Below are 12167 nucleotides of genomic sequence, written 5' to 3' on the forward strand. Positions count from 1 at the left end.
AGGCGCGCATTCTACAGCAGCCTCATTTGCTGTCAAGTGGTTATTTTCAGAAGTTTTCGAAGATTTCTTCAACAACTTCAACCACTTGCGCTTGCGATCTCTCGTAAGCGGGAGGCGAATTCTACAGGGATCGCCATGAACGTCAACCCCCTTATCTTAAAAAAAGCGAAACACTTACTCGCCTATAAAAACCAGGGTACCCACCGCCTCTCTATATAGAAGGAGCGCACAACCTAGGGACGCGAATTATCCCCACCCACGCCAATGCATCTGGATCACAACCGAAAGAAGCGCGGCGGGATCCCGCACAAGCGAGGAACAAGGATGACTGTTGTTGAGACCGACAAATACCAGGAGGGGATAGCTTTACAGAGATGGTGTCCCAGGGCCGGTTCGAACGGCCAACCTTCCCCTTAGGAGGGGGATGCTCTATCCAATTGAGCTACTGGGACAAATGCCAAACGCTTACCCTGAAGGGCTTGCGACAGACGGCGTGCATCTTAACGGCCGAGGCTGGTTTTGTCATGTCGTCCGTTGGCATTTTGACTGTAGGCCAATCCTTGCGCGTACGTTCATAGCCTCATTCAGCATGCCACGACTTTCACCGTCATCGTGCAAATTGCACTGCACCAATATGCCATCATTGCAAACTGCAACCCTGCGCCCTCAAAAAACAAACTTAACTCGTTGTTTTTATTGGAATAATAGATTGGCACGACATCTGCAAAGTCATAAACACAAAACCAATCGTTCCAGGCACCGTGGAGACTATGATGATGAACAGCGCCCTTCTACTAGCACTGAACGCTGTGGCACTGGCTACGGTGGTGACGTTTCATTTTCAGCCGACCAGTACTGAAGACGGCGCGCAAATCAGCCAAGCCATTCCCCACCACCTGCAACAGCGCCCTCAGTTGGCACTGATGACTGCAAACCCCCAGTCTCCCATCCGCCTGACCCAAGATACACAATCAGCGCCAGCGGCCGAGCACTGGGTTTTCTGAGAACACTATTCATGTCGAAATCTGCCTGGTTGTTTCTGTGCCTGACGCTCCTATCTGTTGCGCTAGGCCTGGGAGCTACATCACAACAAACTCAAACCCTAGCCTTCGTCGCCAGCGCCGTGCTGGGCAGCCTACTGGTACTGACGCTCATCAAGGGTCGCCGAATCAAATTCGATCCGCTCCTGCGCTAATCCCCCCATCTCCCTCCCCTACCTTATGTCGCCTGGCACTCGTAAATAGGCGAACAGCTACTAACCTTCAGCTTGAGGGCAAAAGGCCATATCGCTGTAGGACAGGCGCCCTTCAACCCAGATGCCGTATAGGCTTGAGCGAAGATTGACGAGCTTCGCTGCAGTCACAGGATTTTTTCTAACCAGTCCGCAAAAACGCAAATCAGTACTGGCATAAAGCCTGTAGGCGGTTCAATATTTGTCACAGAATTGACGCCAATGAAATGTCAAATCTGAGGCATGATGCGGCCTCTTTGCAATTCGGGTTGAACTTTGGTCGTGAGCCTTGTCTTAACACTCATCTTGCGGCCAATTCCAGAAACCGCTCCCCTGAACTAACCGGTTAAATATATGCGCCCATTGAAACAGGCAATTTATTCCAGCCGTACGGCTGACAAATTCGTCGTACGTCTGCCAGACGGAATGCGGGAACGCATTGCCGAGGTGGCTCGCAATCATCACCGCAGCATGAACTCCGAAATCATCGCACGCCTGGAACAAAGCCTTATTCAGGAAGGTGCCTTGGGTGAAGAGTTGAGCATGCGCCTGGACAGCCCCGAGCTGTCACTGCACGAACGCGAACTGCTGCAGCGTTTTCGTCAGCTCTCCCACCGCCAGCAAAATGCTCTCGTCTCGCTTATCGCGCATGACGTGGAGGCGGCCGCAGAAGCCAATTGATTGACACCTGAAAGCCGAAGCCAGCCATGTGCTGGCTTTTTTTTGCCTGGAATTTGGGAATAAGAAGCAAAGCGAGGGCAGGTTTGCCCCCGCTGGAAGGGTCAGAGCAGAAAGATCGTTGCCAGGCCCAGGAAGATAAAGAAACCACCACTGTCAGTCATGGCCGTGATCATCACACTGGCACCCATGGCGGGATCGCGACCTAGACGCGCCAAGGTCATGGGAATCAATACCCCCATCAAGGCCGCCAGCAACAGGTTAAGGGTCATGGCCGCAGTCATTACCACGCCCAGGGACCAACTGCCGTAGAGCAAGTAGGCCACCACGCCAATCACGCCGCCCCACACCAATCCGTTGATGAGGCCAACAGCCAGCTCCTTGCGCAACAGCCGCGAGGAATTGGCCGTACTGACCTGGTCCAGCGCCATTGCGCGCACGATCATGGTGATGGTCTGGTTCCCGGAGTTCCCGCCAATGCCCGCCACAATCGGCATCAACGCCGCCAAGGCCACCAGCTTCTCGATGGAGCCTTCAAACAACCCGATCACGCGAGAAGCGATAAACGCGGTAATCAGATTAATAGCCAGCCAGGCCCAGCGGTTATGCAGTGAACGCCAGACCGACGCGAAAATATCTTCCTCTTCACGCAAACCCGCCATGTTGAGGACTTCGGTTTCACTTTCCTCACGGATCAAGTCGACGATTTCATCGATGGTCAGACGACCGATCAACTTGCCGTTCTTATCCACCACCGGAGCCGAGATCAAGTCGTAACGCTCGAACGCCTGGGCCGCGTCGTAGGCATCTTCGTCCGGATGGAAGCTCACGGTATCGCTGGCCATCAGGTCAGCAACTTTCTTCTCCGGATCATTGACCAGCAGGCGCTTGATCGGCAAAACGCCCTTGAGGATCCCCTCATAGTCGACCACAAACAATTTGTCGGTGTGGCCGGGCAATTCTTTTAGACGGCGCAGGTAACGCAACACCACTTCCAGGCTGACGTCTTCGCGAATGGTGACCATCTCGAAGTCCATCAGGGCGCCGACCTGATCCTCGTCGTACGACAGCGCGGAACGCACACGCTCACGCTGCTGCGTATCGAGCGCCTCCATCAACTCATGGACAACATCACGGGGCAGCTCAGGTGCCAGGTCAGCAAGCTCGTCCGCATCCATCTCCTTGGCGGCAGCCAGGAGCTCGTGGTCATCCATGTCGGCGATGAGCGTTTCACGCACCGAGTCCGATACTTCCAGCAGGATGTCACCGTCGCGATCAGCCTTGACCAACTGCCACAGGGTCAGTCGATCATCCAGCGGCAAGGCTTCAAGAATATAGGCGACGTCGGCGGAGTGCAGGTCATCGAGCTTGCGTTGCAACTCGACGAGGTTTTGCCGGTGAACCAGGTTTTCGACGCGGTCGTGGTTCGGACCTTCCTGGCGGTGCGTGAGGTCTTCGACCACGCGCTGGCGCTGCAGCAGCTCGATAACTTGAGCCAGACGATCCTGCAGGCTTTCTTGTGTTTTCTTTACTTCTACTTCGGTCATAGGCGAACTCCACTCCCAGCAGCGGGGCACGCCGGAAGGATCAATCAGTCAATTCATGATTGGTAAAACGGGGTACTGAGTAACTACTGGGTAAGTCCATGGAGGTATTCCACAAGCCCCGGCGGGGCTGACGGGCGCATGATACACCGCCCGGACGTTTTAAACGTTAAAAAACTGGAAAGAACAAGCGCTTGCACGCCAAAGCTCAGTATTGGCTGCATCTATGAACTGCGACGACGCAGGCGCAGGGGAAAACACATGAGGAGGGAGAAAAAGGAGAACGCCGGATAAAAGCTACACAAACCCCAGACGGCAAAAAGCCCGCACTAGGCGGGCTTTTTGTTTGTATGGTGCACTCGACAGGATTCGAACCTGTGACCGCTCGGTTCGTAGCCGAGTACTCTATCCAGCTGAGCTACGAGTGCAGATTGTGTTTTTAGACCAGATCACAACTGGTTGGAGCCAAGCTACCTGCATCGCTGCAACTAACTCTTAAATGGTGCACTCGACAGGATTCGAACCTGTGACCGCTCGGTTCGTAGCCGAGTACTCTATCCAGCTGAGCTACGAGTGCATTTGTTGCCGCGCATTATAGGCCGTTCAATCTCTATGTAAAGCTATTTTTTCGAGTATTTTCAACAACTTACCGAAAAAACCAGATTGCAACGTACTAAGCAAATAATGGCGGAGAACGGGGGATTCGAACCCCCGACACCCTTTTGAGGTGTACTCCCTTAGCAGGGGAGCGCCTTCGGCCACTCGGCCAGCTCTCCGCAACACGGGGCGTATATTAACCACGTTCCTCCCCGTTTGCAAACATAAAAAACGATAAAAATTAAAGGCTTGGTTCTTCGTCCTTCTCTTTCTTGATCCGCAGGTAGATTTCCTCGCGGTGGACCGCCACCTCTTTCGGAGCATTAACCCCAATACGTACTTGATTGCCTTTGACGCCGAGCACGGTCACGGTGATTTCGCCATCACCGATAATCAGGCTTTCTGCGCAACGACGAGTCAGAATCAGCATACCTTTCACCTCACGCATTTCAGTTCAGGAACAACAGTCTGCAAAAAAAAAGCATTCAACCTACAACCAAAAGGTCGTAGCCCTACTCGCTAAGTATTGTCGAGCCCATGCAAAAGACCATGTACCCCACAAAAAAATGAAAGGCGCGGTAAACCGCGCCTTCCTGGCAACGCATTACTCGCCCTGTCGGGCCGGAGCATCCAGCTCAAAAGCTGTGTGCAGCGCGCGTACAGCCAGTTCCAGGTACTTCTCTTCGAGCACTACCGAGACTTTGATTTCCGAGGTGGAAATCATCTGGATGTTGATACCCTCCTTGGCAAGGGCCCCGAACATACGGCTGGCAACCCCAGCATGGGAACGCATGCCCACCCCTACGATCGACACCTTGGCAATCTTGGTATCGCCGACCACTTCACGGGCGCCAATCTCGCTCGCCGTGTTCTGCAGGATTTTCAATGCCGCATCGTATTCGTTGCGGTGCACAGTGAAGGTGAAATCGGTGGTGTTATCGTGCGAAACGTTCTGCACGATCATGTCGACTTCAACATTCGCATCGCTGACAGGGCCCAGAATCTTGAAAGCCACGCCCGGGGTGTCTGGCACGCCACGGATCGTCAGCTTGGCTTCATCGCGATTGAAAGCGATGCCGGAAATGATCGGCTGTTCCATGGATTCCTCTTCATCAATAGTAATGAGGGTGCCCGGACCCTCCTTGAAGCTGTGCAATACGCGCAGCGGAACGTTGTACTTGCCGGCGAACTCCACCGCGCGAATCTGCAACACCTTGGAACCAAGGCTGGCCATTTCCAGCATTTCTTCAAAGGTGATCTTGTCCAGGCGCTGGGCCACTGGCACCACGCGTGGATCAGTGGTGTAGACGCCATCCACATCGGTATAGATCTGGCATTCGTCAGCCTTGAGCGCTGCCGCCAGGGCCACACCGGTGGTGTCCGAACCGCCACGACCGAGCGTGGTGATGTTGCCGTGTTCATCCACGCCCTGGAAACCCGCTACAACTACCACGCGCCCTGCTTTCAGATCAGTACGAATTTTCTGATCATCAATTTGCAGGATCCGCGCCTTGGTATGTGCGCTGTCTGTAAGGATGCGCACCTGGCTACCAGTGTAGGACACCGCTGGCACGCCACGCTTGTTCAGCGCCATGGCCAACAGCGCAATGGTCACCTGCTCGCCCGTGGAGACGATCACATCCAGCTCACGCGGCAGCGGCTGTTGATCACCACTGATGGCCTTGGCCAGATCGATCAGGCGATTAGTCTCGCCACTCATGGCCGACAGCACCACTACCAGGTCATCACCGGCATCGCGGAACTTCTTAACCTTGTCGGCGACCTGCTCGATTCTTTCGACAGAACCGACCGAGGTGCCTCCAAATTTCTGTACGATCAAAGCCATTTCCAAGCCGCCTCAGCCCGTAAAGGGGCGCCTAATATCAATCCACCCGCACTGAACAAGCCCGTGACTAGACCACGGGCCGGTTAACAGTGCCTTAAATACCTGCCTCGACAAATGGCACGGTCAAGGCCAGCGCCGCGTCCAGGGCTGCGGCATCGACACCACCGCCTTGCGCCATGTCCGGACGACCACCGCCCTTGCCGCCTACTGTCGCAGCGGCCTGTTTCATCAAATCACCGGCTTTGAGTTGGCCAGTCAGGTCCTTGGTTACACCAGCAACCAGAACGACCTTATCCTCATGGACACTGCCGAGCAGGATCACTGCGCGGCCGAGCTTGTTCTTCAACTGATCGACCAAGGCCAACAGCGCCTTGCCATCCTGGCCGTCCAGGCGCGCTGCCAGGACTTTTACGTCCTTGACGTCCACCGCCGCGGCCGACAGGTCATCGCCCGCAGCGCTGGCCGCCTTGGCCTGCAACTGCTCCAGCTGTTTCTCCAGCGCACGGTTGCGCTCCAGCACGGCGGACAGCTTGTCGATCAGGTTGTCGCGGCTGCCCTTGACCAGGCCGGCTGCTTCCTTGAGTTGTTCTTCGGCTGCATTGAGGTAAGCCAGGGCCGCAGCACCGGTCACCGCCTCAATACGACGCACGCCCGAGGCCACACCGCCTTCGCTGATGATCTTCAGCAGGCCGATATCGCCGGTGCGGTTGGCGTGGATGCCACCACACAGCTCTACCGAGAAGCTGCCGCCCATGCTCAGCACGCGGACTTCGTCGCCGTACTTCTCGCCAAACAGCGCCATGGCGCCTTTGTTCCTGGCGGTCTCGATATCGGTTTCTTCGGTTTCAACCGGGGTGTTCTTGCGAATCTCGGCGTTGACGATGTCTTCCAGAGCCTTGATCTGCTCAGGCTTGATCGCTTCAAAGTGGCTGAAGTCAAAACGCAGGCGCTGGCTGTCCACCAACGAACCTTTTTGCTGCACGTGCTCGCCCAGTACCTGGCGCAGCGCGGCATGCAGCAAGTGAGTCGCCGAGTGGTTCAACGCGGTGGCATGCCTTACGTCAGCGTCGACCTGGGTGTCTACCGGCGCACCCACGGTCAAGTTGCCCAGCACCAGCACACCGTGATGCAGGAAAGCCCCGCCGGTCTTGGTGGTGTCGCGCACATCAAAACGACCGGATGTCGAGCTCAGGAAACCGCAATCGCCAATCTGGCCACCCGACTCGGCATAGAACGGCGTCTGGTCCAGCACCACAACCGCCTCTTCACCTTCGCTCAACACGTCGACCGACTTGCCGTCTTTATAGATGGCGATGATCTTGGCCGAGCCCGCAGTGGCCTTGTAGCCGGTGAACTCGGTCGGTACGTCGACCTTGACCAGGGTGTTGTAGTCCAGGCCAAAGGAGCTGGCCGAACGTGCACGCACGCGCTGGGCTTCCATTTCACGCTCGAAACCGGCTTCGTCGACGGTCAACTCACGCTCGCGGGCGATGTCGGCGGTCAGGTCCATCGGGAAACCATAGGTGTCGTACAGCTTGAACACCACATCACCCGGCACCACGGTGCCTTTGAGCTCAGCCAGGTCCTGTTCCAGAATCTTCAGGCCGTGCTCCAGGGTCTTGGAGAATTGCTCTTCTTCAGCCTTGAGCACACGCTCGATGTTGCTTTGCTGTTGCTTGAGTTCCGGGAAGGCATCGCCCATCTCGGCAACCAGTGCGGCCACGATCTTGTAGAAGAAGCTGCCGGTAGCGCCCAGCTTGTTACCGTGGCGGCACGCGCGACGGATGATGCGACGCAGCACGTAGCCACGGCCTTCGTTGGACGGCAGCACGCCGTCGGCGATCAGGAAACCGCAGGAACGGATGTGGTCCGACACGACCTTGAGCGAAGACTGGCCTTCATTGGCACAGCCAATGGCCGCCGCCGAAGCGCTCAGCAGGTTGGTGAACAGGTCGATTTCGTAGTTGGAGTGAACGTGCTGCATCACCGCACTGATCCGCTCCAGGCCCATGCCGGTGTCCACCGACGGTGCCGGCAGCGGATGCAACACACCATCGGCGGTGCGGTTGAACTGCATGAACACGTTGTTCCAGATCTCGATGTAACGGTCGCCGTCTTCTTCTGGCGAGCCTGGCGGGCCACCCCAGATATCGTCGCCGTGATCGTAGAAAATCTCGGTGCACGGGCCGCAAGGGCCGGTATCGCCCATGGTCCAGAAGTTATCGGAGGCGTAAGGCGCACCTTTGTTGTCGCCGATACGGATCATGCGTTCGGCAGGTACACCGATTTGCTGGGTCCAGATGTCATACGCTTCATCGTCCGTCGCGTACACGGTGACCCAGAGTTTTTCCTTGGGCAGCTTCAGCACGCCGGTGAGGAAGGTCCAGGCGAACGTGATCGCGTCTTTCTTGAAATAGTCGCCGAAGCTGAAGTTACCCAGCATCTCGAAAAAGGTGTGGTGACGGGCGGTGTAGCCGACGTTTTCCAGGTCGCTGTTCTTGCCGCCGGCGCGTACGCACTTCTGGCTGCTGGTGGCGCGGGTGTAGGCGCGCTTTTCCTGGCCCAGGAAGCAGTCCTTGAACTGGTTCATCCCCGCGTTAGTGAACAGCAGGGTTGGGTCATTGCCTGGGATCAAGGAGCTGGAGGCTACACGGGTGTGACCTTGCTCTTCGAAGAAGCGAAGGAAGGCTTCACGGATTTCTGCGCTTTTCATTAGGTTCTTCCACGGAGGCTGCGGCCAAAGGCCAGTGCGCAACATCATCAGACGGAGCGACGGCAAAGGGCCGCATTATATCGGCCCTTTGCCGGTGGTACAGCGTGTTTATGTGATAGAAACAGTCAATTAGACGGCCTGCACTGTCATTTCTGCGAAAACGCGACGAATGTCTGCAGCACTTGCTCGATCTGCGCCCGGCTCACATCCAGATGGGTGACCATGCGCAAGCGCGGCGCGGCGCTCAACTTGACCCCACGCTCGGCCGCAAAGGCCTTCAGCGCCTGCGCCTGATCGCCTACCTGCACATACACCATATTGGTCTGCACCGGCTCGACGCTGTAGCCGGCCTTGCGTAACTCATCACCCAGCCATTGGGCGTTGGCATGGTCGTCAGCCAGGCGCTGCACTTGATGATCCAGCGCATACAGCCCCGCTGCCGCCAGGGAGCCGGCCTGGCGCATGCCGCCGCCGACCATCTTGCGCAAGCGCCGAGCCTTGGCGATCAGCGCCGTCGAGCCACACAGCACCGAGCCGACCGGCGCGCCGAGGCCCTTGGACAGGCACACCGACACCGAATCGAAATGCTGGGCGATTTCTCGCGCATCCACGCCCTGCTTGACCGCCGCGTTGTAGAGGCGCGCACCATCCAGGTGCAGGGCCAGGCCATGCTCGTGGGTAAATGCACGGGCCTTGGCCAGGTAATCCAGCGGCAGCACTTTGCCCTGCATGGTGTTTTCCAGCGCCAGCAGGCGTGTGCGGGCGAAGTGGAAGTCGTCGGGCTTGATGGCTTCAAGCACCTGGTTCAGATCAAGGGAGCCATCGGCTTGGACTTCCAGGGGCTGCGGCTGGATCGACCCCAGCACCGCCGCGCCGCCGCCTTCGTATTTGTAGGTGTGGGCCTGCTGGCCGACGATGTATTCCTCGCCGCGCTCACAGTGAGCCATCAACGCCAGCAGGTTGCTCATGGTGCCGGTGGGTACGAACAGCGCCGCGGCAAAGCCCAGGCGCTGGGCCAGTTCGGCCTCCAGGCGATTAACGCTGGGATCTTCGCCGTAAACATCATCGCCACTGACGGCGCTGGCCATCGCGTCGAGCATGCCGGGGGTGGGTTGGGTCACGGTGTCGCTGCGCAGGTCGATCACGGTCATCAAGGGGGCCTCTAACGGAATGGATAAGTCCTTTTGTGTGTGATTACTGCGGGCAAAGCCACGGAATATCAAGCCCCAATTACATTCATTCGAATACCAACCAAACAAACCGATATAAGTTATCGAGACGGCAACCGTGCAGTTTTTGAAAAACCATGTTAAAAACTCTGCGCCGCCAGGGTTCTGGCGGCAACGTTCTCAGGGCGGGGTGCAATTCCCCACCGGCGGTAATTGCACGCAATGTGCATAGCCCGCGAGCGCTTGGCGCCTCGAACTGCTCAGGCAGGACGGCGACAAGGTCAGCAGACCCGGTGTGATCCCGGGGCCGACGGTCATAGTCCGGATGAAGAGAGAACGGGATTGGCACCTAAGGGCCGCGCGCCTGTTTGCGCATGCGTACCCTTAAATCCCATTCGATTCATAACGCCCTGTTTTTTTCTTAAACAGGAGTCAGAACATGCAACCCACCGCAATCGACAGCAAAAGCAAAAACCATCACGGCGAGCGCGTCGCGTTTATCCAGGCCTGCTGGCACAAGGATATTGTCGACCAATCGCGCAAAGGCTTCCTCGCCGAAATGATCGCTCAGGGCTATCAGGAATCGGACATCGACTTCTTCGAAGTCGGCGGCGCCTTTGAAATGCCCCTGCACGCCAAGCTGCTGGCCAAGACCGGCCGCTACGCCGGCATCGTCGCTGCCGCGCTGGTGGTGGACGGTGGTATCTACCGCCACGAATTCGTCGCGCAATCGGTGGTCAGCGGCCTGATGCAAGTGCAGTTGGAGACTGAAGTGCCGGTGTTCTCGGTGTCCCTGACGCCGCATCACTTCCATGCCGGTAGCGAGCACACCACGTTCTTCTACGAGCACTTCGTGCACAAGGGCCAGGAAGCGGCGCGCACCTGCGCCGATACGCTGCACAAGGTGCGCGCGATCCGTCGTAGCGAGCCGCGTGCGGTAGCGGTCTAAATTCAGTGTGGGAGCTGGCTTGCCTGCGATGCAGACACCTGGGTGTATCAGTGATACCTAGGTGATGCTATCGCAGGCAAGCCAGCTCCCACATTGGACCGAGCCAGACTTGGCTCTCAGGCCAGGCCGGCATCCGTGGTGGGCACGATCAGTATCCCGGCGCGCAAGCCGTTCCTCACCTTAGGGTTGGGGAAGATAATGCGGGCGCCCTCCTCCTCGATCACCCAACGGGTCTTGGCCACGTCTTCGGCCAGCAGGTAGCCCTTTTCCAATTCTGAAAAGTTTTCCACATCTGCGGGCAGGTGCATCAGGAAGGCGTCGCTGTGCTTGATCACTTCCCGCGCAACGGCGAAGAGTTGCAGGCCGTCGAGGTTGCCGGTCTCAGGCTCGTTACCCTCGATGATCTGCTTCAGACGCGCTTCCAGGCGCGACACGTTTACACCGTCGTTCTGCCCGAACGGGCGCGCCTTGCCCAACTCCAGGGTGAACGCCTCGGCGCCGAGTTGCTCATAGGTAAACGCGGTGAAGGTAATCGAGGTTTTGTTCTGCAGCAGCACCGCCTGCATGCCGGCCGCGTTCAAGCGCTCCAGCTCACGGCGCGAATGCTGTCGGTCTTGCTTCCACGGGTACAACGCGAACTGCTCGATTTTCGAACCACGAATCGCGGTATGCAGGTCGTAATGCAGGCGCGAGCGGCCAGGCTGGCTGAAAAAGCTGCGGGCCAATTGCTCAAGCTCAGCGGCGCGCATCGCTTCGGGGCCGATGTTTTGTTCATGACGGCCGTTGAACAGCCGGTTGACGTCCAGTTCGAGGTAACGCTCACCGCGGCGCATGGCCTCGGTATTACCGAACAGGAACAGAATACGGGTGCGGGGCTTGATCTCCCCACGGGCGATGCCATGCAACAGACGGTCGAGCAGTTCGATCGGCGCGGTTTCGTTGCCATGGATGCCGGACGACAGCAGCAAGTCGCTGCCGTTGTCCAAAGCTTCAGGAGGACGCACTTCAAGCGCGCCTTCGCTGAGCCAGCGCATCTGCACGCCGTCGACAGTCAGTTGAATTTTTTGCGCCGGTTCACGACCGGCGAGGGTCAGTTCAAGCAGTTTGCCGAGGGCGAGCATAAGCAGCTTCCTTAGTGGTTGCAGCCTGGGCCGTGGACGTGATCGTCGTCGTCACCTTCAACGTCGGCCGGTTCCATTTCCAGTTGCAGGCTCATCAGGTTGGTGGCCAATGGGCGCATCAGCAGGTTGGCGTACTCGGCGTCGCCTTCTTCTACGTCCACGCCAATCAGCAGTTGGCCGCGGCCATCGTGCTGGATCCAGATCTCCTTGCCCTGCCAGACCACGGCGACGCGGGTGCAGGAGGTTTCCAGCTGGGTGCCGTCGGTGTCTTCAAGGATGAGTTTCAGGGTGTCGGTCATAAATAAAATATCTCAGCCGT

At 57.5% G+C, this 12167-nt stretch carries 11 protein-coding genes, 4 tRNA genes and 1 riboswitch; of the genes, 4 read left to right on the forward strand and 11 right to left on the reverse strand.

Translation table 11 applies throughout. The features are described 5' to 3' along the window. Positions 1-375: 375 nt before the first annotated feature. A tRNA-Arg gene (locus TX24_RS26180) sits at positions 376-452 on the reverse strand. Positions 453-776: 324 nt separating this feature from the next. Here TX24_RS26180 and TX24_RS26185 point away from each other — a divergent pair. From TX24_RS26185 to TX24_RS26190, 3 genes are all read left to right on the forward strand, one after another. Next, positions 777-1004, forward strand: a complete 228-nt coding sequence (locus TX24_RS26185; RefSeq protein ID WP_014719587.1) for a hypothetical protein — start codon at positions 777-779, stop codon at positions 1002-1004. 11 nt (positions 1005-1015) lie between these two features. Continuing rightward, on the forward strand, positions 1016-1195 hold the full coding sequence (locus tag TX24_RS32665; protein ID WP_003193590.1) for a PA3371 family protein: 180 nt from the start codon (positions 1016-1018) through the stop codon (positions 1193-1195). Between the two features lie 390 nt (positions 1196-1585). Beyond that, complete coding sequence (locus tag TX24_RS26190; RefSeq protein ID WP_003193592.1) at positions 1586-1912, forward strand: Arc family DNA-binding protein; 327 nt, start codon at positions 1586-1588, stop codon at positions 1910-1912. A 101-nt stretch (positions 1913-2013) separates the two neighbouring features. Here TX24_RS26190 and mgtE read toward each other — a convergent pair whose 3' ends face one another. From mgtE to ltaE, 8 genes are all read right to left on the reverse strand, one after another. Then, positions 2014-3456 (reverse strand): magnesium transporter, encoded by a 1443-nt coding sequence (gene mgtE / locus TX24_RS26195; protein WP_003193593.1) that lies wholly within the window; start codon positions 3454-3456, stop codon positions 2014-2016. A gap of 348 nt (positions 3457-3804) precedes the next feature. Next, positions 3805-3881, reverse strand: a tRNA-Arg gene (locus TX24_RS26200). 72 nt (positions 3882-3953) lie between these two features. After that, positions 3954-4030: transfer RNA gene (locus TX24_RS26205), tRNA-Arg, on the reverse strand. A 108-nt stretch (positions 4031-4138) separates the two neighbouring features. Beyond that, positions 4139-4229 (reverse strand) — tRNA-Ser (locus TX24_RS26210). Positions 4230-4291: 62 nt separating this feature from the next. After that, entirely contained in the window at positions 4292-4480 is a 189-nt protein-coding gene (csrA, locus tag TX24_RS26215; RefSeq protein ID WP_003175645.1) for a carbon storage regulator CsrA, read from the reverse strand. A gap of 174 nt (positions 4481-4654) precedes the next feature. Then, entirely contained in the window at positions 4655-5896 is a 1242-nt protein-coding gene (locus tag TX24_RS26220; protein WP_003193595.1) for an aspartate kinase, read from the reverse strand. Between the two features lie 94 nt (positions 5897-5990). Then, entirely contained in the window at positions 5991-8609 is a 2619-nt protein-coding gene (alaS, locus tag TX24_RS26225) for an alanine--tRNA ligase (protein ID WP_003193596.1), read from the reverse strand. Positions 8610-8755: 146 nt separating this feature from the next. Further along, positions 8756-9760: a low-specificity L-threonine aldolase gene (gene ltaE / locus TX24_RS26230; RefSeq protein ID WP_057711721.1), complete on the reverse strand. Its 1005-nt coding sequence runs from the start codon at positions 9758-9760 to the stop codon at positions 8756-8758. Positions 9761-9950: 190 nt separating this feature from the next. Then, positions 9951-10120, forward strand: a riboswitch (FMN riboswitch). Between the two features lie 97 nt (positions 10121-10217). On the opposite strand from ltaE, the gene TX24_RS26235 reads away from it, so the two are divergent. After that, positions 10218-10727: a 6,7-dimethyl-8-ribityllumazine synthase gene (locus TX24_RS26235; RefSeq protein ID WP_003193604.1), complete on the forward strand. Its 510-nt coding sequence runs from the start codon at positions 10218-10220 to the stop codon at positions 10725-10727. Positions 10728-10843: 116 nt separating this feature from the next. Here the strand turns inward: TX24_RS26235 and astE are convergent, their stop codons facing one another. Together astE and TX24_RS26245 are read right to left on the reverse strand one after the other, a co-directional pair. Beyond that, positions 10844-11848, reverse strand: coding sequence for a succinylglutamate desuccinylase (gene astE, locus TX24_RS26240; protein WP_003193606.1), 1005 nt, complete (start codon positions 11846-11848; stop codon positions 10844-10846). Between the two features lie 11 nt (positions 11849-11859). Beyond that, complete coding sequence (locus TX24_RS26245) at positions 11860-12147, reverse strand: hypothetical protein (protein ID WP_003175651.1); 288 nt, start codon at positions 12145-12147, stop codon at positions 11860-11862. Positions 12148-12167 lie beyond the last annotated feature (20 nt).

Origin of the sequence: Pseudomonas lactis (genome assembly GCF_001439845.1) — a bacterium.
In the GTDB taxonomy this organism is placed as follows: Bacteria; Pseudomonadota; Gammaproteobacteria; order Pseudomonadales; family Pseudomonadaceae; genus Aquipseudomonas; species Aquipseudomonas lactis.

What these genes read in the sequence shown, in the direction of transcription:
- alaS (WP_003193596.1), bottom strand. Translation starts at nt 8,609, where the DNA reads ATGAAAAGCGCAGAAATCCGTGAAGCCTTCCTTCGCTTCTTCGAAGAG.
- TX24_RS26190 (WP_003193592.1), top strand. Translation starts at nt 1,586, where the DNA reads ATGCGCCCATTGAAACAGGCAATTTATTCCAGCCGTACGGCTGACAAA.
- mgtE (WP_003193593.1), bottom strand. Translation starts at nt 3,456, where the DNA reads ATGACCGAAGTAGAAGTAAAGAAAACACAAGAAAGCCTGCAGGATCGT.
- csrA (WP_003175645.1), bottom strand. Translation starts at nt 4,480, where the DNA reads ATGCTGATTCTGACTCGTCGTTGCGCAGAAAGCCTGATTATCGGTGAT.
- TX24_RS26220 (WP_003193595.1), bottom strand. Translation starts at nt 5,896, where the DNA reads ATGGCTTTGATCGTACAGAAATTTGGAGGCACCTCGGTCGGTTCTGTC.
- TX24_RS26185 (WP_014719587.1), top strand. Translation starts at nt 777, where the DNA reads ATGAACAGCGCCCTTCTACTAGCACTGAACGCTGTGGCACTGGCTACG.
- TX24_RS26245 (WP_003175651.1), bottom strand. Translation starts at nt 12,147, where the DNA reads ATGACCGACACCCTGAAACTCATCCTTGAAGACACCGACGGCACCCAG.
- ltaE (WP_057711721.1), bottom strand. Translation starts at nt 9,760, where the DNA reads ATGACCGTGATCGACCTGCGCAGCGACACCGTGACCCAACCCACCCCC.
- astE (WP_003193606.1), bottom strand. Translation starts at nt 11,848, where the DNA reads ATGCTCGCCCTCGGCAAACTGCTTGAACTGACCCTCGCCGGTCGTGAA.
- TX24_RS32665 (WP_003193590.1), top strand. Translation starts at nt 1,016, where the DNA reads ATGTCGAAATCTGCCTGGTTGTTTCTGTGCCTGACGCTCCTATCTGTT.
- TX24_RS26235 (WP_003193604.1), top strand. Translation starts at nt 10,218, where the DNA reads ATGCAACCCACCGCAATCGACAGCAAAAGCAAAAACCATCACGGCGAG.